Genomic DNA, 19,483 nt, shown 5'->3' on the forward strand with positions numbered 1-19,483 from the left:
TGGCAGCGCAGTTCCCCGCGCCCCCAACGGCTAAGGCCTGCCGGCGAGTTCGGTGCGGGCGCGGGTGACCAGGTTCTCGAAGACCATGCTGCCCATGTCCGCGCCGGCCGCCAGCGCGCTGGTGTCCGTGGCGGGGACCGGCTTGCCGGTGGTGTAGCCGGACACGGTGAGGTAGGCGTAGCGGCCGAAGGCGTTGACGCTGAGCCGGCAGGCGACGGCGTGGCAGAAGACCGGGAGGGTGCCCCCGGCCAGCGGTTCGAGGTTGCCGGCGGTCCCCTGCAGCTTGACCGCCTGGGCCTGGGCGGCGGTGTCGAAGACCGCGACGCCGACGGTGACCGCGGTGGTGCCGCTGGCGTAGGTGGCCCGGAACAGCTCGCGGCAGCCGCTCCGGGTGAGCAGCGTGGCGAGAGGGGCGGTGGCGGCCGGTGCACAGGGCGTGGTGGCGGTGAGCACCCGGGTGTAGCCGTGCCCGCCAACGGTGACCGAGCTGCCTGGGAAGACGGTCGCCGCGGAGAGCGGCGCAGTGTCCGTGGCGGCGCTGGAGAGGACGGTGGCCGGGCCGGGCGCGGGCGCGGCGGTGGCCGACGGCGCGTCCGAGGGGGGGCCGAGCGGGCCGCCCGGGGGAGTGGGGCCGCCGGTGGCCGCGGTCGGTGCGGAGGGGCTGGCCGGGGCGGCCGAGGACGTCGTCGCGGCGTTGTGCGGGCGGGTCAGCAGTACGGCCCCGGCCCCGGCCAGGCAGAGCACGGCGGCCAGGGCGGCGCCCAGCCGGAGACGGCGTCGGCGGCGGTCCTCGGCATCCTTCTTGTCGGCTATCGCCGTGAAGATGTCCTCGGCCGGCGGCCGGGGGACGCCGGGCCTGATCGCGTAGCCGCCGCCCGCCGTCGCAGCCGCGGTGGTCGCCGCGGCGGTCTGGTTCGCCGTCCCCCCGGCCGCCCGGGCCGACCCGGATCCCCCGGCCGACCCCGCGCCCCGGCGCGGCTCGGATGCGACCAGGTCGGGTGCCGGTGGCTCCAAGGTCGAAAGCTCCGAGGCCGAAAGCTCCGAGTCCGCAAGCTCCGGTGCCGGCAGATCCGGAGACCCGGGGCGGATCCGGTACTGGTGCTCCGCCAGCCCTTCGCGTACCGGGTTGCCCGGACCGTACTGGGTGGGGATGCGGCCGGGTGTCCCCACGCCCCGGCGCGGGAGCGGATTGCCCGTGGTCTCCGTCTCATTCCCATGGCTCATGGGCGGCGAGCATAACGGGATTCACCGGGTCCGGTCCTGCCGTCCTGGTCCGCGGCCCGCACCCGCCCCGAGCCCGCCCCGGGCCGCCGATCCGGGCCGCCGAAAAAATGTGGTTGGGCGGGGGCCCGGGCCAGCGGAGAATTGCCCACCATGGGACACGTCGAGATTTCACACCTGGAGTACTACCTGCCGGACGGGCGGGTGCTGTTCGACGACGCGTCCTTCCGGGTCGGCGAGGGCGCCGCGGTCGCGCTGGTGGGCGCGAACGGCGCCGGCAAGACCACGCTGCTGAAGCTGGTCGCGGGCGATCTGCAGCCGCACGGCGGAACGGTCACGATCAGCGGCGGCCTCGGCGTCATGCGGCAGTTCGTGGGAACCACCGGCCGAGGCCCCCAGCCGGAGGGGGACGCGCGCGAGCAGGGCGGGCAGGGGCTGCCGGCCGACGCCTCGGTACGGGACCTGCTGGTGTCCGTCGCGCCGCCGCGGATCCGTACCGGCGCGCGGGCGGTGGACGCGGCCGAGCTGGCGATGATGGCGCAGGACGACGAGAAGGCCCAGCTGGCCTACGCCCAGGCGCTGGCCGACTGGGCCGACGTCGGCGGCTACGAGTACGAGACCACCTGGGACGTCTGCACCACGGCCGCCCTCGGCATGCCCTACGACAAGGCCCAGTGGCGCGGCCTGAACACCCTCTCCGGCGGCGAGCAGAAGCGCCTGGTGCTGGAGGCGCTGCTGCGCGGGCCCGATGAGGTGCTGCTGCTGGACGAGCCGGACAACTACCTGGACGTCCCCGGCAAGCGCTGGCTGGAGGAGCAGATCCGGACCACGCCCAAGACGGTGCTGTTCATCTCGCACGACCGGGAGCTGCTGGCGAACACCGCCGAGAAGATCATCAGCGTCGAGCCCGGACCGGCCGGCAGCCGGGTGTGGGTGCACGGCGAGGGCTTCGCCTCGTTCCACGAGGCGCGCGCCGCGCGCTTCGAGCGGCTGGAGGAGCTGCGCCGCCGCTGGGACGAGGAGCACGCCAAGCTGAAGCAGCTGGTGAACACCCTGAAGACCAAGGCGGCGTTCAACGACGGCCTGGCCTCCCGCTACCAGGCGGCGACCACCCGGCTGAAGAAGTTCGAGCTGGCCGGCCCGCCGGAGATCCCGCCGCGCGATCAGCAGATCACCATGCGGCTCAAGGGCGGCCGTACCGGTGTGCGGGCGGTGACCTGCGAGGGGCTGGAGTTGACCGGCCTGATGCGGCCGTTCGACCTGGAGCTGTACTACGGCGAACGGGTCGCGGTGCTGGGCTCCAACGGCTCGGGCAAGTCGCACTTCCTGCGGCTGCTGGCCGGTGAGCCGGTCGCGCACGGCGGCGCCTGGAGGCTCGGCGCGCGGGTGGTCCCAGGCCACTTCGCGCAGACCCACGCCCACCCGGAGCTGTTCGGCCGGACCACCCGGGAGATCCTGGAGTCCGAGCACGCGATGGACCGCAAGGCGGCGATGAGCGCGCTGCGCCGCTATGAGTTGCATCACCAGGAGGACAACCGCTTCCAGGACCTCTCCGGCGGCCAGCAGGCCCGGTTGATGATCCTGCGGCTGGAGCTGTCCGGCGCGACCGCGCTGCTGCTCGACGAGCCCACCGACAACCTGGACCTGGAGAGCGCGGAGGCGCTGCAGGAGGGGCTGGAGGGCTTCGAGGGCACGGTGCTCTCGGTGACCCACGACCGCTGGTTCGCCCGCTCCTTCGACCGCTTCGTGGTCTTCGGTTCGGACGGCAGGGTCTACGAGGCGCCGGAGCCGGTCTGGGACGAGTCCCGGGTGGTCCGGGACCGCTGAAACCCGTCGGCTGGCCGTGGGGCTCGTGGCGGGCGCGTAGACTGGGGGCGACTTGCGGGGTATCGCTGGTCCGCTACGGGCAATTTTGACCCGTACGGCTCCGTGCCGGTATCCTGCGAGTTCGTTGTGCGTATTGGCTCGCTCCATCTCACGTGAGAGGTCGGTACGCCGGTCCACCGGGCCGATAAGCAGCGACGTGCTCATCCGATTGCGTCCGGGGAAGCATGTCCTGGCTGCTTCTGATCGTCCGGGTGGTCCAGTCAGGACACACTCACTGAAAAGCGAAGGCTACGACCGTGCGTACGTACAGCCCCAAGCCCGGCGACGTCCAGCGTCAGTGGCTCGTCATCGACGCTCAAGACGTCGTTCTGGGCCGCCTGGCCTCTCAGGCCGCCAACCTCCTCCGGGGTAAGCACAAGCCGGTGTACGCGCCGCACGTTGACATGGGTGACTTCGTCATCATCATCAACGCGGACAAGGTGCACCTGTCCGGGAACAAGAAGACCCAGAAGCTGGCTTACCGCCACTCCGGCTACCCGGGTGGTCTGCGCTCCGTGCGCTACGACGACCTCCTGGCGAACAACCCGGAGAAGGCCGTCGAGAAGGCCATCAAGGGCATGATCCCCAAGAACTCCCTGGGTCGTCAGATGCTCTCGAAGCTGAAGGTCTACTCGGGCGACCAGCACCCGCACGCTGCCCAGCGTCCGGTGCCGTTCGAGATCACCCAGGTCGCGCAGTAATACCGGCCACCACCCCAATCAGAAGAAGTAGCTGAGGAGAACCGTGGCCGAGACCACTGCCGAGATCCCGCTCGAGGTCGAGGAGACCTTCGAGGTCGAGGAGACCGAGTACACCAGCGAGTCCCTGGCGGGCCGCTTCGTCGAGGCCGTTCCGGCCGCCGGCCTGGGCCGTCGCAAGGAGGCGATCGCCCGCGTGCGCATCGTCCCCGGCACGGGCCAGTGGAAGATCAACGGTCGCGCCCTGGAGGACTACCTCCCCAACAAGGTGCACCAGCAGATCGTCAACGAGCCCTTCAAGCTCCTGGAGCTGGACGGCCGTTACGACGTCATCGCCCGCATCAACGGCGGCGGCATCTCCGGCCAGGCGTACGCCCTGCGCCTGGGCGTCGCCCGTGCGCTGAACGAGGTCGACGTCGACGCCAACCGCCCGGCCCTGAAGAAGGCCGGCTTCCTCACCCGTGACCCGCGCGCCGTCGAGCGCAAGAAGGCCGGTCTGAAGAAGGCTCGCAAGGCGCCGCAGTACAGCAAGCGCTAAGCCTCCCCGCTTCGGCCTCCGTCGGAGCTGGACTGTCACGCCCCGGGAGCACACCATGTGCCCCGGGGCGTGCTGCGTTGTGTGCAGGACCTACGGGGGTAGGCAGGGGGCGGGACGTCCCCTCTTCATCGCGATCAGCCGCGGAGGACGATCAGTGGGACGACTCTTTGGGACGGACGGCGTACGCGGGCTCGCGAACGTGGACCTCACGGCCGAGCTGGCGCTGGGCCTCTCGGTCGCGGCGGCGCATGTGCTCGGTGACGCGGGAGCCTTCGAGGGACACCGGCCGGTCGCCGTGGTCGGCCGTGACCCGCGTGCCTCGGGCGAGTTCCTGGAGGCCGCGGTGATCGCCGGGCTGGCCAGCTCGGGCGTGGACGTGCTGAGGGTCGGCGTGCTGCCGACGCCCGCCGTCGCCTTCCTCACCGACGCCCTGGACGCGGACTTCGGCGTGATGCTGTCCGCGAGCCACAACCCGATGCCCGACAACGGCATCAAGTTCCTCGCGCGCGGCGGGCACAAGCTCGACGACGAGATCGAGGACGCCGTCGAGGCGAACTACGAGCGCTTCGGCGGTCACGACTGGACCCGGCCCACCGGTGCCGCCGTGGGCCGGGTACGGATGCACGAGGAGGGCTTCGAGCAGTACCTGGCACACCTGCTGTCGGTGCTGCCGAACCGCCTGGACGGGCTCAAGGTCGTCATCGACGGCGCGCACGGCGCGGCCTCCCGGGTCTCGCCCGAGGTGTTCCGGCGGGCCGGTGCCGAGGTGGTGCACACCATCGGCGACGCCCCCGACGGCCTCAACATCAACGACGGCATCGGCTCCACCCACCTGGCCCCGCTGCGGGCCGCCGTGCTGGAGCACGGCGCGGACCTGGGTATCGCCCACGACGGCGACGCCGACCGCTGCCTGGCCGTGGACGCCGACGGCAACGAGGTGGACGGCGACCAGATCCTGGCCGTGCTCGCCTGCGCGATGCGGGAGTCCGGGGCGCTGGGCAAGAACACCGTGGTCGGCACGGTGATGTCCAACCTGGGCTTCACGCTCGCCATGCAGCGCGAGGGCATCGACCTGGTGCAGACCGCGGTCGGCGACCGCTATGTGCTGGAGTCGATGAAGCAGCACGGCTACACCCTCGGCGGGGAGCAGTCCGGGCATGTGATCTTCCTGGACCACGCGACCACCGGCGACGGCACGCTGACCGGCCTGATGCTGGCGGCCCGGATGGCCGAGACCAAGCAGTCGCTGGCCGAGCTGGCCGCCGTGATGACCCGGCTGCCGCAGGTGCTGGTGAACGTCAAGGGCGTGGACAAGGCGCGGGCCGCGACGGACGAGGGCCTGCTGCTCGCGGTCGCCGAGGCGGAGGCCGAGCTGGGCGCGACCGGGCGGGTGCTGCTGCGGCCCTCCGGCACGGAGCCGCTGGTGCGGGTCATGGTCGAAGCAGCGGAGCTCGCGCAGGCGGAAGTTGTCGCGGAGCGGTTGGCCGGGGTCGTGCGCGAGCGGCTCGGGTAGCACAACAGGGGCGCGGGGAACCGCGCTGCCAACCATGCACCTCCGTAGTGGGTTGGCAGCGCAGTTCCCCGCGCCCCTTGTTGTTGCTGCTCGCTTGCCTAAAGCTTGCGGAGCCGCACCCTTTGGACCTTGTGGTCCGCGCCCTTGCGCAGTATCAGGGAGGCGCGGCCCCGGGTCGGGGCGACGTTCTCCAGCAGGTTGGGCCGGTTGATGGTGCGCCAGACCTGACGGCCGTAGTCCAGCGCCTCCTCCTCCGGCACCTCGGTGAACCGCTGGAAGTACGAGGAGGGGTCCTGGAACGCCGTCTGCCGCAGCTTGCGGAACCGCTCCAGGTACCAGCGCTCGATGTCGTCGGCCCGGGCGTCCACGTAGATCGAGAAGTCGAAGAAGTCGGCGAGCGCCACCCGGGTGCGCCCGTCCAGCCCGGGGAGGGCCGGCTGGAGCACGTTGAGGCCCTCCACGATGAGGATGTCGGGGCGGTGCACGGTCAGCCGCTCGTCCTCGACGATGTCGTAGACCAGGTGCGAGTAGACCGGGGCGGTCACCTCCTCCCGGCCCGACTTCACGTCGGCCACGAAGCGGGTGAGCGCGCGCCGGTCGTAGGACTCCGGGAAGCCCTTGCGGGCCATCAGCCCGCGCCGCCGCAGCTCGGCGTTGGGGAGCAGGAAGCCGTCGGTGGTGATCAGCTCCACCCGGGGGTGCTCCGGCCAGCGGGCCAGCATCGCCTGCAGCAGCCGGGCCGTCGTGGACTTGCCGACGGCGACGCTGCCGGCCACGCCGATCACGAACGGGGTGCCCGGCTGGGTGTGGGTGTGCTCGTTGCTGTCCAGGAAGGCGTTGAGCGCCCCGCGCAGCCGCCCGGTGGCCGTCACATAGAGGTTCAGCAGGCGCGAGAGCGGCAGGTAGACGTCCTGCACCTCCTGCAGGTCGATGACGTCGCCAAGGCCCCGCAGGCGCTCCAGTTCGTCGGCGCTGAGCGGTAGCGGGGTGCGCTGGTGCAGCGCGCTCCACTCCGCTCGGTCGAGGTCGACGAAGGGGGACGCGTCAGCGCGGCGTTGGGCTTCCAGCGTGGTCGGCACCCGTCCATTGTCGGGGCGGCCGGAACAGATGGGCGGGTCGGCGGCCTGCCAGTGGGGAGAGATTCGTCTCAGCGGCACCGCCGCGGCGGCCGGTGGCACGACGGCGGGCGCGGGGTGACTTGCCGGTCGAATATTGGGCATGTCCATGAAGTGGTGATGGCCGTGCCGCCCGGTCGCGGTGCGGCAGGATGAAGGCGGGCGCGCTGAGCGAGGGAGCGTAGGGATGATCATCGGCGTCGGTATCGACGTGGCGGCCATCGACCGGTTCGAGGCGTCGCTGTTGCGGACCCCGACCCTGGCCGACCGGCTGTTCACCGAGCGGGAACTGCACCTGCCGAGCGGGGAACGGCGCGGGACGGCGTCACTGGCGGCACGCTTCGCGGCGAAGGAGGCGCTGGCCAAGGCGCTGGGCGCGCCGGGCGGGCTGTCCTGGACGGACGTGGAGGTGCGCACCGAGCCGTCAGGGCGGCCGGTGCTGGAGGTACGCGGGACGGTCGCCGCGCGGGCGGCGGAGCTCGGGGTGCGCACGTGGCATCTCTCGCTGAGCCATGACGCGGGCGTAGCGTCGGCGGTGGTGATCGCCGAGGGCTGAGGAGTGGGCCATGCGCTACGCACACACGGTCGAACAGGTGCGGGAGGCAGAAGAGGCTGCTGCGCGAAGCGCAACGGACAAGGGTGGCGGCGGGCGACGGGAGGGCTCGTTGATGGCCCGTCTGCCGGACGGGGTGCTGATGCAGCGGGCTGCGGCCGGACTTGCCGCGACCTGTTCCGGCCTGCTCTCGGACGGCCGGCCCGGCCGGGTGTACGGCAGCCGGGTGGTGGTGCTGGCGGGCAGTGGCGACAACGGGGGTGACGCACTGTTCGCCGGCGCCCGGCTGGCCGCACGCGGCGCGCGGGTGCACGCGGTGCTGCTGGCCCCGGCGCGGGCGCACGGCGCGGGCCTCGCGGCGCTGCTGGACGCCGGCGGCAGGGCGCTCGCCCCCTCCGCCGACCGGACGGAGGATCAGCGCCGGGGCCTGGCCGAGATCGAGCGGGCGGACCTGGTGCTGGACGGGATCGTCGGCATCGGCGGCCGGGGCGGTCTGCGCGCCGGGGCGCTGCCGTACGTCCGGGCGGCGGAGCGGTCGGGCGTGCCGCTGGTCGCGGTGGACCTGCCCAGCGGGGTGGACGCGGACACCGGCGAGGTCCCGGGCGAGGCGGTGCGGGCGACGGTGACGGTGACCTTCGGGACGCACAAGCCGGGGCTGCTGGTCGACCCCGGCGCGGGGTACGCGGGGGTGGTGCGCCTGGTCGACATCGGCATCGAACCGCCGGCCCCGGTGCTGACGGTGCTGCAGCACGCCGATGTCGCGGCGCTGCTGCCGCGCCCGGCGGCGGAGAGCGACAAGTACCGGCGCGGGGTGGTCGGCGTGGCCGCCGGCTCCGAGCGGTACCCGGGGGCCGCGGTGCTCGCGGTGGCGGCCGCGCTGCACGGTGGCGCGGGCGCGGTCCGCTATGCGGGCTCGGCGGCGCGCGAGGTGGTCCGGGCGCACCCGGAGGTGCTGGTGACCGAGGCCGGTCCCAAGCACGCGGGCCGGGTGCAGGCATGGGTGGTCGGTCCGGGGCTGTCCGACGGCGCCGAGGCCGAGCAGACCCTGGAGCAGGCGATCGCGGCCGGTGTGCCGCTGCTGGTGGACGCGGACGGGCTGCGGCTGCTGGCCCGGCGCGGCGGCACGGCCCACCCCGGGATGCTGCTGACGCCGCACGCCGGGGAGGCGGTGGCGCTGTTCGCCGGTGCGGGCGAAGAGGTGACCCGGGATCAGGTCGAGGCGGCGCGGTTGGAGCATGTCCGGCGGCTGGCCGCGCTGTACCGGTGCACGGTGCTGCTCAAGGGCTCGACCACGGTGGTCGCCGGGCCGGAGGGCCCGGCCCGGGTCAACCCCACCGGCACCTCCTGGCTGGCCACGGCGGGCAGCGGCGACGTGCTGTCCGGGCTGGCCGGAGCGCTGCTCGCGGCGGGCCTGGCACCGCTGGACGCGGGCTCGGTGGCGGCGTACCTGCACGGCCTGGCGGCCAGGATCGCGGCGGCCGGGGCGGCGGGCCGGGCCGGGGCGCGGATCACGGCCGTCCCGGGGGCCGTCTCCGGGGCGCCGGTGACCGCGACGGAGGTGGTGGCGGCGCTTCCTGCGGCGTGGCGGAGTGTGAGCGGCGGGCAGGAAACCGTACTGTCCGATTTGGACCGCTTTCGCTGACGTGCTGTCAGATCGGGAGCGGCTCCCCGAAGCGGACCACAAGGCGGCAGACGGAGGTCAGGGTGCAGGTGGAGCAGACGGAACCGGCGACGATGTCGGACGGGGCGGGAGACCGCCGGACGCGGCGGGTGCTGCGGCGGACGGCGGTGCTGCTGGCGACGGCAGGCCTCGCCCTCACCGGGGCGGCCCAGCCGCAGGCGAACGCGCAGGCCCGCCCGAAGGCGACGCCGGCGCACGGACGGGTCGAGGCGCGCGGGCGGGTCGAGGCGCACGGCAGAGCCGAGGCGCACGGGCGGACCGCTGGGCACGGGCGGGCGCAGTGGCACGGGCGCATGTCGGCGCACACCGCGCCCGCCAGGCCCACGGCGGCGTTCTGCCCGACCGACGCCGGGCGGGTCGCCTGCGTCGACCTCACCCACCAGCGGATGTGGGTGCAGAGCGGCGCGAAGGTCGTCTTCGGCCCGGTCCCGATCCGCAGCGGCCGCCACGGCTACATCACCCGGACCGGCCTCTTCCACGTCTACTGGCGCGACCGGCACCACTGGTCCACGCTCTACCACGTCGCCATGCCCTACAGCCAGTTCTTCTCCGGAGGCGAGGCGTTCCACAGCGTCAACGATCCGCTCTCGGGGACGCCCGGCTCCCGGGGCTGCGTCAACATGACCCGCTCCGACGCCCGCGCCCTGTGGAGCGTGCTGCAGCTGCACGACTCGGTCCGGGTCTTCGGCCACAGGTCGGGGAGCTGATCCGGCGCGGCCGCCGCGCCGCACGCGCAGTCGCGTGACCGGTCCCGCAGCAGGGTTCCGGTCGACCCCCGGCGCCCGCGCCGGGGGTCCCGGCCGCTGTGACCGACCCGCCCGGGCCCGGGGTTGTCCCCGGCCCTGCGGCGTCTGGGAGAATCAGCGGCAATGGAGACTGCTATGCGTGTCGATATGCGTGCCGAAGCCGTGGTGGACCTGGCGGCGCTGCGAGCGAACATCCGCTCGCTGCGGGCCAGGACCGGCTCGGCCGCCGTCATGTCCGTGGTGAAGGCCGACGGCTACGGGCACGGCGGGGTGCCCTGCGCCCGGGCGGCGCTGGAGGCCGGGGCGACCTGGCTCGGCACCGCCACGCCCGAGGAGGCGCTGGCCCTGCGCGCCGCCGGGATCACCGCCGAGCAGGCCCGGGTGCTCTGCTGGCTGTGGACCCCGGGCGGGCCCTGGGAGCAGGTGGTCCTCGCCGACATCGACATCTCGGTGAGCGGCGAGTGGGCGCTGCGCCATGTGCTGGACGCGGTCCGCGCGACCGGCCGCCCGGCCAGGGTCCACCTCAAGGCCGACACCGGCCTGGGTCGCAACGGCGCGCAGCCGCACGACTGGCCGGACCTGGTCGCCGCCGCGCGGGCCGCCGAGGCGGAGGGCCTGATCGCGGTCACCGGCCTCTGGTCGCACTTCGCCTGCGCCGACGAGCCGGGACACCCCGCCAACGCGGCCCAGCTGGCCGCCTTCCGGACGGCTCTGGCGGTGGCCGAGGCGGCGGGCCTGCGCCCGGAGGTCCGGCACCTCGCCAACTCCCCGGCCACCCTGCTGCTGCCGGAGGCGCACTTCGACCTGGTGCGGGCCGGCCTCGCCCAGTACGGCCTGTCGCCGGTGCCCGACCTGGGCGGCCCGGCGGACTTCGGCCTGCGCCCGGTGATGACCCTTCAGGCGCAGATCGCGCAGGTGAAGCGGGTCCCGGCCGGACACGGCGTCAGTTACGGCCATACCTACACCGTTCCGGGCGACACCACGCTCGCCCTGGTCCCGGTCGGCTACGCCGACGGCGTGCCCCGGCACGCCAGCGGCACCGGTCCGGTGTGGCTGGCCGGGAAGTGGCGCACGGTCGCCGGTCGGGTCGCCATGGACCAGTTCGTGGTGGACCTGGGCGGGGACCACGCCGAGGTCGGCGACCTCGCAATCCTGTTCGGCCCCGGGGACCGGGGCGAGCCGACGGCCGAGGACTGGGCCCGCGCCGCCGGGACCATCTCCTACGAGATCGTCACCAGGATCGGCGCACGCGTCCCGCGGAGGTATCTGGGCGCCGGGCAGGGCGACGGGGGATGAGCGAGGCGAGCAGCTCCGGCGCCGCCGAGGCGGTCAAGCAGGTACGGGCGGTGGCCGGCTCGGTGGTCGACGACGTGGCCTCCGGCCGCTGGCGCCGGGTGGGCCTGGTCGGCGTGTCCCTCGGCGTGGTCGCGGTGGGCGCGGCGGCCGGCATCGCGGCGGAGCGGCTCACCCTCGGCCGTGAAATGCGCCGCAGGGCCGGCGCGGAGATCGAGGCCGCGGCCCCGTTCGGCTCGCTGCACGGCACCCCGCGCACGGTGGCCGCCCCCGACGGGACCGAGCTGTACGTGGAACTGGACGGCAGCGGCTGGCCGGAGACGGTGCGCAGCCCCGTCCCGGCGGAGTCCGGCGCCGACGCGCCGACGCCCGGGCCGGCCACCGCCGGACCGTGGCCGGCCCGGGGCGACGCCGAGGCCCAAGCCCAGAACCGGGCCCAGGCCGCAGCCCAGGCCCAGCCTCCAGCCCAGCTCCAGGCCCAGAACCGGGCCCGGGGTCAGGACCAGGCCCGCACCGGACCGGCGCCGGCGCCGGCCGGACCGGCCCCCGCCCCGGCCCCCCGGGCCGCGCGGAAGGGGTGGCTCGGGCTGTTCCGGGGGACGGCCGCGCAGACCGCGGACGAGGCGGCGGACGAGGCGGAGGCCGGTCGGCCCGCGGCGGTCGAGCCGTTGCCGCTGACCGTGGTCTTCTGCCACGGCTACTGCCTCAGCCAGGACTCCTGGCACTTCCAGCGGGCCGCCTTCCGGGACGGCCTGCGGCTGGTGTTCTGGGACCAGCGCAGCCACGGGCGCTCGGAGCGCAGCCGCAGCCATCTCGCCGGGGAGCCGGCCGGCATCGACCAGCTCGGCGGTGACCTGAAGGCCGTCCTGGACGCGGTCGCCCCGGAGGGGCCGCTGGTGCTGGTCGGCCACTCGATGGGCGGAATGACCGTGATGGCGCTGGCCGACCGGTACCCGGAGCTGATCCGGGACCGGGTCGCCGCCGTCGCGCTGTTCGGCACCACGGCGGGCAGCTGGTCCGGCGTCACCCTCGGGCTGCCCGCGTACGGGGCGAAGGTGCTGCACCGGGTGGCCCCCGGGGTGCTCCGGGCCCTGGGGCGGCAGCGCGACCTGGTGGAGCGCAGCCGGCGCCTCGGCAGCGACCTGACCTCGGTGCTGTACCGGAAGTTCTCCTTCGGCTCCGACGACGTGGACCCGGCGGTCGAGCGCTTCGCCCAGCGCCTGCTCGAAGCCACCCCGATCGACGTGGTGGCGGAGTTCTTCCCGGCCTTCCCGCAGCACGAGAAGACCGCCGCGCTGGCCGCCTTCCGGGACATCCCGGTCCTGGTCATGGCCGGCGACCGGGACCTGCTCACCCCGCCCGCCCACAGCGAGGCCATCGCCGCCGAACTGCCCGACGCCGAGCTGGTCATAGTCCCGGAGACCGGGCACCTGGTCATGCTGGAGCGCCCCGCCCTGGTCGACGCCGCGCTGGCCCGGCTGCTCGAACAGGCAGCCGGGCGCACCGGTGCCCCGCTGCCGCAGTCCGTACGCGACCTCGCCCTCGGCGAGGTGCTGACCTCCTAGCCCCGCCCCGCCCGTACCGCCTCCGGAGAGGACCGCCCCGCACCATGGGCAACGCCACCACCGTCACCGTTCCCGCCGCCGCGGCCATGCAGCAGCTCGGCCGCGCCCTCGCCGCGCTGCTGCGCCCGGGCGACCTGGTCCTGCTCTCCGGCGAACTGGGCGCCGGCAAGACCACGCTGACCCGGGGCCTGGGCGAGGGCCTGGGCGTGCGCGGCGCGGTGACCTCGCCGACCTTCGTCATCGCCCGGGTGCACCCCTCGCTCGGGGCCGGTCCGGCCCTGGTCCACGTGGACGCCTACCGCCTCGGCGGCGGCCTGGACCAGATGGAGGACCTGGACCTGGACGTGTCGCTGCCGGACTCCGTGGTGGTGGTGGAGTGGGGCGAGGGCAAGGTCGAGGAGCTGTCCGACTCCCGGCTGGAGGTCAGGATCGAGCGGGCGCTCGGCGGAGCGGAGCTCGCCGGCGAGGGAAGGGCGGGCGAGGGAAAGCCGGGCGAGGAAACGGCGGACGCGTCGGCGTACCCCCAGGAGGGTGACGACCCGCGACTCGTCACCCTTACGGGTCTGGGTGACCGCTGGCACGGCGTGGACTGGACGGCGCTGGCGGCCTGACCGAGGGTGACGGTTGTTATTCCGACGCGCTGTCGGGAAGATGTTGCGTGCCGCGCGGTGTCATGGTCACATGGTGCCGAGGGTTAGGTATGCCTAACTACGGGAGGCGACATGTCCGGCACGACCCCCCGCGACGGGGACCCGCCCACCAGCCCGGTGAGCATGACCGACCTGCTGGCCGCGACTCGGGCCGCCAGGGCCGTGTGCACGCCGCCGACCTCGGCCGACGACGGGACGGACGAGACCGGGCCCGCCGTACCGCCCCACCTGGACGCGCCGGCCGCCGCCTGACGCGCCCGGCCGTCGGAGTCGCGGTGGCTCAGGGACGCAGTGGCTCAGGGGATGACGACGACCTTGGTGCCCTTGGGGGCGAAGGCGAACAGCGCCTGGCCGTCGCCCAGGGCTTCCCGGATGCCGCCGGTGCGCAGCGTCGGGTCCGGGCTCGGCATGGTGCCGTCCACGGCCGCGCTGAAGCCGATGCGGACGCCGGTGCGGGTGGCGAAGAGCACGCCGTCCTTGATCTTCACGCCGTCCGACCCGGTGTAGGGCGAGGCGATGGTGGTGTCCACGGTGTAGGTCGCCGCGAGCGGGCTGACCGGGCTGGGCATCACCGCGAAGGTCCGGTCGCCGCCGGGGTTGCCCGGGTCGACCAGCCAGACCCGCTTCGCCTTGAGCGAGTACACCACCCGCTTCCCCGAGCCGGAGTCGGCGGGGACCGCGGGCGGCTTGGGCGCCGCGCTGGGCTGCCCCTGACCCGGCGTGGAGCCGGACGCGCTGGCCGAGGCGCCGGGCTTGGCACCGGCCGTCGTGGTGGTCGACGCGGAGCTCTTCGCCTGCAGCGCGAGCATCGTGACCAGTGCGAGCGCGGACGCGGTCAGCACGGTGACGACGGCGCCGGACCCGAACCGTGCCACATCTCCTCCAGAGCTCGGCAAGCGTGTGAATACTCAGCTTCTCATCCCGCACCCCGGATCCGACTAACCTGGTGGGGTGCTTCTGCTTGCGTTCGACACCGCGACCCCCGCCGTCACCGCGGCCCTCCACGACACCGACAGCGGTGAGACCCTCGCCACCGCCGACGCGGTCGACGCCCGGCGGCACGGTGAGCTGCTGCTCCCGGCCGTGGACCGGGTGCTGCGCGAGGCGGGTGTCGGCAAGGAGCAGCTCGGCGCGGTGGTCGTCGGCGTCGGGCCCGGCCCCTACACCGGGCTGCGGGTGGGCCTGGTCACGGCGGCCGCGCTGGGCCACGCGCTGGGCATCCCGGTGCACGGCGTCTGCACCCTGGACGGCATCGCCCACGCGGCCCGGTCCGCCGGGCTGACCGGGCCGTTCACCGCCGCCACCGACGCCCGCCGCAAGGAGGTCTACTGGGCCCGCTACGACGCCTCGGGCGCCCGCGTGGACGGGCCGGCGGTGGACCGTCCGGCGGAGCTGCCGGAGGGGCTCGGGGACCTGCCGGCCGTCGGCGCCGGCGCCGTGCTCTACCCGGAGACCTTCCGCGCCCTGGTGCCGGGGATGCCGGAGCACCAGTCGGCCGCCGCGCTGGCCGCCTTCGCCGCGGCCGAGCTCGCGGCCGGGCGGGAGCTGCTCGCCCCGACGCCGCTGTACCTGCGGCGGCCGGACGCCGAGGTGCCGAAGAACTACAAGACGGTCCTGCCCGCATGACCGGTACCGCCGCGCGGGTGGACCTGCGTGAGATGCGCTGGTGGGACATCGAGCCCGTGCTGGCCCTGGAGGCCGAGCTGTTCCCCGAGGACGCCTGGTCGGCCGGCATGTTCTGGTCCGAGCTGGCCGACGCGCGCCACCCGCGCGCCACCCGCTGGTACACCGTCGCCGAGGACGCCGAGGGCCGGCTCGTCGGCTACGCGGGCCTGATGGCGGTGGCCGGCAGCGGCGACGTGCAGACCATCGCGGTGGCGCGGGAGCACTGGGGCACCGGCCTCGGCGCCCGGCTGCTGACCACCCTGGTCCGCCAGGCCGCCGACGCGGGCTGCACCGAGCTGCTGCTGGAGGTCCGCGTCGACAACGGCCGCGCCCAGCGCCTCTACGAGCGCTTCGGCTTCCAGCCGATCGGCCTGCGCCGCAACTACTACCAGCCCTCCGGGGTCGACGCCCTGGTCATGCGGCTCGACGACCCCGGCCACAGTGAAGCGAACAACGTAGGAGCAATGAGCCACGATGGCTGACGAACCGCTGGTCCTCGGCATCGAGACGTCCTGCGACGAGACCGGCGTCGGCATCGTCCGGGGCACCACCCTGCTCGCGGACGCCGTCGCCACCAGCGTCGAGGAGCACGGCCGCTTCGGCGGGGTCGTCCCGGAGATCGCCAGCCGGGCCCACCTGGAGGCCATGGTCCCCACCGTCCAGCGCGCCCTGGACGAGGCCGGGATCAAGGCGAGCGACCTGGACGGCATCGCGGTCACCGCCGGCCCCGGCCTGGCCGGCGCGCTGCTGGTCGGCGTCTCCGCCGCCAAGGCCTACGCCTATGCGCTGGACAAGCCGCTGTACGGGGTGAACCACCTGGCCTCGCACATCTGCGTGGACCAGCTGGAGCACGGGCGGCTGCCCGAACCCACCATGGCGCTGCTGGTCTCCGGCGGGCACTCGTCGCTGCTGCTGACCTCCGACATCACCAGTGACGTCCGCTCGCTGGGCGCGACCATCGACGACGCGGCCGGTGAGGCCTTCGACAAGGTCGCCCGGGTGCTCGGCCTCGGCTTCCCCGGCGGCCCGGTGATCGACCGCTACGCCGCCGAGGGCGACCCGTCCGCGATCGCCTTCCCGCGCGGGCTGAGCGGGCCGCGCGACGCCGCCTACGACTTCTCCTTCTCCGGCCTGAAGACCGCGGTCGCCCGCTGGATCGAGGCGAAGCGGCGGGCCGGCGAGGAGGTGCCGGTGCGGGACGTCGCCGCGTCCTTCCAGGAGGCGGTCACCGACGTGCTGACCCGCAAGGCGATCCGGGCCTGCCGGGACCACGGTGTGGAGCACCTGATGATCGGCGGCGGCGTCGCGGCGAACTCGCGGCTGCGGGCGATGGCGCGCGAGCGCTGCGAGCGCGCCGGGATCGAGCTGCGGGTGCCCCGGATGAAGCTGTGCACGGACAACGGGGCGATGGTGGCCGCGCTGGGCGCCGAGATGGTGTGGCGGAACCGCACGCCGTCCTCCTTCGACCTCTCCGCCGACTCCTCGCTGCCGGTGACCGAGACCCACGTCCCGGGCACCGTTCCCGACGCCGGCCCTGACGCCGTCCCGGTCTCGCACGACGAGCTGCACCGGCTCTCGGAGTGACATCCCCGGGTTCCCGCTGGGCGATGGCTGGGAACCGGCTGTGAGGCGGTAGCGTCCCCAGCAGCAATCGGCACGAGCGCGGGGAGCACGGCACAGTGAAGCGGTACGGCAGGACCCTGGCAACGACGGCTGGGGCCCTGGCCCTCGCGGCGCTGGCCGCCGGCTGCGGCGGCAGCGCCACCGGCGCGGCCCCGCAGAGCGCACCCTCCGGCCCGGCGACCGGCACGGCCCCGGGTTCGGGCGCGGGCTCGGACGCCACCGCGGGTGCGGGCTCGGGGATGGCGACGGACCCGGCGGTGTGGGCGAAGTGGGGGCTGACCCCGCTGCCACCGACGCCGGCCGCGCCGAGCGACAAGCCGGTCAAGCTCACCAGGACCGGCAAGGTCCCGGTGTTCCGCAACATCCCGACCGACCAGAAGGTCGTGTTCATCACCCTGGACGACGGCGCCGAGAAGGACCCCCGGTTCGTGCAGATGATGCAGGACCTGCGGATCCCTTTCACGATGTTCCTGATGAACGACACCATCAAGTCGGACTACGGCTACTTCAAGCCGTTGCAGGCGCTGGGCAACAGCATCCAGAACCACACCCTGCACCACCCGGCGATGAGCACCATCTCCGAGGCCCGGCAGCAGAACGAGATCTGCGGCGACCAGAAGATCATCACCACCCAGTACGGCACCGCGCCGTTCCTGTTCCGCCCGCCCTACGGTGACGGCGCCTACTCGGCGAACCTCAACACCGCGGTCCAGGCCTGCGGCCCGCGCGCCGTCGTGTACTGGAAGGAGACCATGCAGATCACCGGTTTCCAGTACCAGGGTCCTGACCACAGACTCCAGAACGGGGACATCATCCTGGCCCACTTCCGGGGCCCCTCGGAGCTCAAGGGCGAGTCGATGACGGCGATGTTCGCCAACATGGTCAAGCGGATCCAGGAGCAGGGTTTCACCGTCGCCCGCCTCGACGACTACATCCAGCAGCCGTAGCCGCCGCCGTCAGCCCTCGGCCGGGTGCCCCAGCAGCATGCTCGGGGCGCCGTCCACCCGGGTCAGGAAGACGGTGCAGGAGTTCACCCCTTCGGGTCGGAGCTTGCGCCGCAGCTCCTCCGGCTCGATCGCCGAGCCGCGCTTCTTGATGACCACGGTGCCGACGCCGCGCTCGCGCAGCAGCGCCTTCAGCCTCTTCAGCCCGAACGGGAGCACGTCGGTGATCTCGTAGGGCGTGGCGAACGGGGTGGGCCGCAGCTCGGCGGCGGTGAGGTAGGCGATGGTCGGGTCGATCAGGGTCGCGTCCAGCTGCTGCGCCACCTCGGCGACCAGGTGCGCGCGGATCACCGCGCCGTCCGGCTCGTAGAGGTAGCGGCGCACCGGGCCGACCGCGGGGTCGGCCAGCCGGCCGCCGGTGAGGCTGTGCCCGTACGGCAGCAGGGTGGCCCGGTGCGGCTGGTCCGGCTCGGCGCCGAACCAGAGCACGGCCTCCTTGACGTCGCCGCCGTCGGACACCCACTCGGCCTCGGCGCCCTCGGGGACCGCCTCGTGCGGGATGCCGGGCGCCACCTTCAGGGCCGCGTGCGGGGCCTGCCGCGCGGCGGCCACGGCCCAGCTCAGCGGCGGCGAGTAGGCCTCGGGGTCGAAGATCCGGCCCCGCCCGCCGCGCCGCGCGGGGTCCACGAAGACCGCGTCGAAGCCGCCGAGGTCCACCTCGTCGACCGAGGCGCAGCGCTGTTCGATCAGCTCCCGCAGCCCCAGCGCGGCGGCGTTGGCCTCCGCCACCGCGCAGGTCAGCGGGTCGCGGTCGACGGCGAGCACCGAGATCCCGGCGCGGGCCAGGGCGATGGCGTCGCCGCCGACGCCGGAGCAGAGGTCGGCCAGCCGCCGTACCCCGAGCCCGGCGAAGCGCCGCGCGCGCCACTCGGCGACGCTGGTCCTGGTCGCCTGCTCCACGCCGTCCGGGGTGAAGTACATCCGGGCCGCGTCCGCCGCGCCGAACTTCGGCACCGCGCGCTGCCGCAGCCGGGCCTGCCCGATCGCCGCCGACACCAGCTCCGCGGGGTGGTCCCGGCGCAGCCGGGTGGCCAGGGCCAGCTCCTGTCCGGGCGAGTAGTCGGCCAGCTCGGCCAGCAGGGTCCGGCCCTCGTCGGTCAGCAGGGCCAGGAACGATTCGATCTCCACGGCACCATCATCCCGGCTGCGCGGGGCTGCGGCCGCACGGCTGTCTGCCACGGCCATTAGGGGACGCGTTGGCACTCTGGTTGACTGAGTGCTAACGGCGGCCTAGTGTCGTCGTTGGCACTCTCCAGGTGAGAGCGCTAACCGCGAAGAGGCGCGTCCGGCACCGCGACGGCGGCCGTGCCACAGATCTTCGCGACCCAAGACATGAATCACCCCGTGATCTCCGAAGGGGGAGGTCGGAACGTGACGACCACCAGCTCCAAGGTTGCCATCAAGCCGCTTGAGGACCGCATTGTGGTCCAGCCGCTCGAAGCCGAGCAGACCACGGCCTCTGGCCTGGTCATCCCGGACACCGCGAAGGAGAAGCCCCAGGAGGGCGTCGTCCTGGCCGTGGGCCCGGGTCGCTTCGAGGACGGCCAGCGCCTGCCGCTCGACGTCGCCGTCGGCGACGTCGTGCTGTACAGCAAGTACGGCGGCACCGAGGTCAAGTACAACGGCGAGGAGTACCTCGTCCTCTCGGCGCGCGACGTCCTCGCGATCGTCCAGAAGTAACACCCAGCTGTTCGCAGCTGCGACGCTGACCGCAGAGTCGTGACCCGCCCGGACCCCCGGCCGCCACTCAGT

20 protein-coding genes are annotated in these 19,483 nt (G+C 73.7%); 16 read left to right on the forward strand and 4 right to left on the reverse strand.

The features are described from left to right. Positions 1-30 precede the first annotated feature (30 nt). Positions 31-1,224, reverse strand: a complete 1,194-nt coding sequence (locus ABH925_RS16325; RefSeq protein ID WP_370148502.1) for a hypothetical protein — start codon at positions 1,222-1,224, stop codon at positions 31-33. 150 nt (positions 1,225-1,374) lie between these two features. Between ABH925_RS16325 and ABH925_RS16330 the strand changes: the two genes are divergently transcribed. The 4 genes from ABH925_RS16330 to glmM all read left to right on the forward strand — a co-directional run bounded on the left by ABH925_RS16330 (position 1,375) and on the right by glmM (position 5,836). Continuing rightward, positions 1,375-3,048: an ABC-F family ATP-binding cassette domain-containing protein gene (locus ABH925_RS16330; protein ID WP_370148504.1), complete on the forward strand. Its 1,674-nt coding sequence runs from the start codon at positions 1,375-1,377 to the stop codon at positions 3,046-3,048. 296 nt (positions 3,049-3,344) lie between these two features. Continuing rightward, positions 3,345-3,788 (forward strand): 50S ribosomal protein L13, encoded by a 444-nt coding sequence (gene rplM, locus ABH925_RS16335; RefSeq protein WP_370148506.1) that lies wholly within the window; start codon positions 3,345-3,347, stop codon positions 3,786-3,788. Positions 3,789-3,831: 43 nt separating this feature from the next. Next, positions 3,832-4,323, forward strand: coding sequence for a 30S ribosomal protein S9 (gene rpsI, locus ABH925_RS16340; protein ID WP_370148507.1), 492 nt, complete (start codon positions 3,832-3,834; stop codon positions 4,321-4,323). 154 nt (positions 4,324-4,477) lie between these two features. Next, positions 4,478-5,836: a phosphoglucosamine mutase gene (gene glmM / locus ABH925_RS16345; RefSeq protein WP_370148508.1), complete on the forward strand. Its 1,359-nt coding sequence runs from the start codon at positions 4,478-4,480 to the stop codon at positions 5,834-5,836. Positions 5,837-5,934: 98 nt separating this feature from the next. On the opposite strand, the gene coaA is transcribed toward glmM, so the two are convergent. Further along, complete coding sequence (gene coaA, locus ABH925_RS16350) at positions 5,935-6,915, reverse strand: type I pantothenate kinase (protein ID WP_370148510.1); 981 nt, start codon at positions 6,913-6,915, stop codon at positions 5,935-5,937. Positions 6,916-7,138: 223 nt separating this feature from the next. On the opposite strand from coaA, the gene ABH925_RS16355 reads away from it, so the two are divergent. The 7 genes from ABH925_RS16355 to ABH925_RS16385 all read left to right on the forward strand — a co-directional run bounded on the left by ABH925_RS16355 (position 7,139) and on the right by ABH925_RS16385 (position 13,691). Beyond that, complete coding sequence (locus ABH925_RS16355; protein WP_370148512.1) at positions 7,139-7,507, forward strand: holo-ACP synthase; 369 nt, start codon at positions 7,139-7,141, stop codon at positions 7,505-7,507. A gap of 10 nt (positions 7,508-7,517) precedes the next feature. Next, a complete protein-coding gene (locus ABH925_RS16360; RefSeq protein ID WP_370148513.1) occupies positions 7,518-9,146 on the forward strand; it encodes an NAD(P)H-hydrate dehydratase in 1,629 nt (542 codons plus the stop codon). Positions 9,147-9,214: 68 nt separating this feature from the next. Next, positions 9,215-9,892 (forward strand): L,D-transpeptidase, encoded by a 678-nt coding sequence (locus tag ABH925_RS16365; protein ID WP_370148514.1) that lies wholly within the window; start codon positions 9,215-9,217, stop codon positions 9,890-9,892. Between the two features lie 174 nt (positions 9,893-10,066). Continuing rightward, positions 10,067-11,227, forward strand: a complete 1,161-nt coding sequence (gene alr / locus ABH925_RS16370) for an alanine racemase (protein ID WP_370148516.1) — start codon at positions 10,067-10,069, stop codon at positions 11,225-11,227. After that, the gene (locus ABH925_RS16375) at positions 11,224-12,789 is read left to right on the forward strand and encodes an alpha/beta fold hydrolase (RefSeq protein WP_370148517.1); all 1,566 of its coding nucleotides are present in this window, start codon (positions 11,224-11,226) and stop codon (positions 12,787-12,789) included. Before alr ends, ABH925_RS16375 begins: the two co-directional genes overlap by 4 nt. Positions 12,790-12,833: 44 nt before the next feature. Then, positions 12,834-13,400 (forward strand): tRNA (adenosine(37)-N6)-threonylcarbamoyltransferase complex ATPase subunit type 1 TsaE, encoded by a 567-nt coding sequence (tsaE, locus tag ABH925_RS16380; RefSeq protein WP_370148519.1) that lies wholly within the window; start codon positions 12,834-12,836, stop codon positions 13,398-13,400. Positions 13,401-13,511: 111 nt separating this feature from the next. After that, on the forward strand, positions 13,512-13,691 hold the full coding sequence (locus ABH925_RS16385) for a hypothetical protein (RefSeq protein ID WP_370148521.1): 180 nt from the start codon (positions 13,512-13,514) through the stop codon (positions 13,689-13,691). A gap of 44 nt (positions 13,692-13,735) precedes the next feature. Here ABH925_RS16385 and ABH925_RS16390 read toward each other — a convergent pair whose 3' ends face one another. Further along, positions 13,736-14,314: a hypothetical protein gene (locus tag ABH925_RS16390; protein WP_370148523.1), complete on the reverse strand. Its 579-nt coding sequence runs from the start codon at positions 14,312-14,314 to the stop codon at positions 13,736-13,738. 76 nt (positions 14,315-14,390) lie between these two features. Here ABH925_RS16390 and tsaB point away from each other — a divergent pair, with 76 nt between their 5' ends. From tsaB to ABH925_RS16410, 4 genes are all read left to right on the forward strand, one after another. Further along, entirely contained in the window at positions 14,391-15,065 is a 675-nt protein-coding gene (gene tsaB, locus ABH925_RS16395) for a tRNA (adenosine(37)-N6)-threonylcarbamoyltransferase complex dimerization subunit type 1 TsaB (RefSeq protein ID WP_370148525.1), read from the forward strand. Next, positions 15,062-15,586 (forward strand): ribosomal protein S18-alanine N-acetyltransferase, encoded by a 525-nt coding sequence (gene rimI / locus ABH925_RS16400; protein WP_370148527.1) that lies wholly within the window; start codon positions 15,062-15,064, stop codon positions 15,584-15,586. Before tsaB ends, rimI begins: the two co-directional genes overlap by 4 nt. After that, entirely contained in the window at positions 15,579-16,688 is a 1,110-nt protein-coding gene (gene tsaD / locus ABH925_RS16405) for a tRNA (adenosine(37)-N6)-threonylcarbamoyltransferase complex transferase subunit TsaD (protein ID WP_370148529.1), read from the forward strand. The genes rimI and tsaD overlap by 8 nt, the downstream gene beginning before the upstream one ends. 95 nt (positions 16,689-16,783) lie before the next feature. After that, positions 16,784-17,674 (forward strand): polysaccharide deacetylase family protein, encoded by an 891-nt coding sequence (locus ABH925_RS16410; protein WP_370148531.1) that lies wholly within the window; start codon positions 16,784-16,786, stop codon positions 17,672-17,674. Between the two features lie 9 nt (positions 17,675-17,683). Here ABH925_RS16410 and ABH925_RS16415 read toward each other — a convergent pair whose 3' ends face one another. Beyond that, positions 17,684-18,859 (reverse strand): SAM-dependent methyltransferase, encoded by a 1,176-nt coding sequence (locus tag ABH925_RS16415; protein WP_370148533.1) that lies wholly within the window; start codon positions 18,857-18,859, stop codon positions 17,684-17,686. 243 nt (positions 18,860-19,102) lie between these two features. On the opposite strand from ABH925_RS16415, the gene groES reads away from it, so the two are divergent. Next, positions 19,103-19,411 (forward strand): co-chaperone GroES, encoded by a 309-nt coding sequence (gene groES, locus ABH925_RS16420; protein WP_182446158.1) that lies wholly within the window; start codon positions 19,103-19,105, stop codon positions 19,409-19,411. Positions 19,412-19,483: the final 72 nt, after the last annotated feature.

Origin of the sequence: Streptacidiphilus sp. EB129, assembly GCF_041262645.1 — a bacterium.
Classification (GTDB): Bacteria; Actinomycetota; Actinomycetes; order Streptomycetales; family Streptomycetaceae; genus Streptacidiphilus.